The organism is Actinoalloteichus spitiensis RMV-1378 (genome assembly GCF_000239155.1).
GTDB lineage: Bacteria > Actinomycetota > Actinomycetes > Mycobacteriales > Pseudonocardiaceae > Actinoalloteichus_B > Actinoalloteichus_B spitiensis.
On record NZ_AGVX02000877.1, the window covers coordinates 1 to 720 of the forward strand.

The 720-nt window shown below is 71.2% G+C and carries 1 protein-coding gene; it reads left to right on the forward strand.

Going from position 1 to position 720, the window contains the following annotated elements; all coding sequences use genetic code 11:
* Window positions 1–619, forward strand: a 619-nt coding sequence (locus ACTIDRAF_RS0226295) for an aldehyde dehydrogenase family protein (RefSeq protein WP_016701600.1), incomplete at its 5' end; no start/stop codon positions are given.
* Window positions 620–720 lie beyond the last annotated feature (101 nt).

The following is a 720-nucleotide window of genomic DNA, read 5'->3' on the forward strand; positions in this document are numbered from 1 at the left end:
GCGCGCCGCCATCGGCTTCTGCGGCGGAAGCGGCCAGTCCTGTGTCGGGAGCAGCCGCCTCCTCGTGCACGAGTCGGTCCGCGAGGAGTTCACCCGGCTGGTGGTCGAGGCCATGGCCAGCCTGCCGATGGGTGATCCCTTCGACCCCCGGACGATGTTGGGCCCCCTCGCCTCGCGGGCCCACCACGAAAGGGTCGCCGGATACCTCCAACTCGCCCAGGAGGAGGGCGGCCAGGTGATCGGTGGCCAGGCGGAGCAGGGGCTGTTCCTGTCGCCGGCGCTGGTGACCGGCCTGGACAACACCTCCCGCGTCGCCCGCGAGGAGATCTTCGGCCCCGTGACGGCACTGATCCCCTTCACCGAGGACGACGAGGCGGTCCGCATCGCCAACGACACGCCCTACGGCCTCGCCGCGACCGTCTTCACCCGTGACGTGGGCCGGGCCCACCGGATGGCGGACCGGCTGGACGCCGGAACCGTGTGGGTCAACACCGTCAACGAGATGAGCTCGGGTCCGCTGCCTTTCGGAGGCTTCAAGCAGTCGGGCCTCGGACGGGAACACGGTCTGGACGTCATCGCCGCCTACACCGAGACGAAGGCGGTGGTCGTCGCGCTCTGACCACAGAGGAGAGAGGCGCCCCTCGACCGTCGAACAGCGGTCCGGGCGCGGGGCGCGATGACGGCCCGCAGCGCACTCCCGCCCCTCTCCTGGGCGGGAGT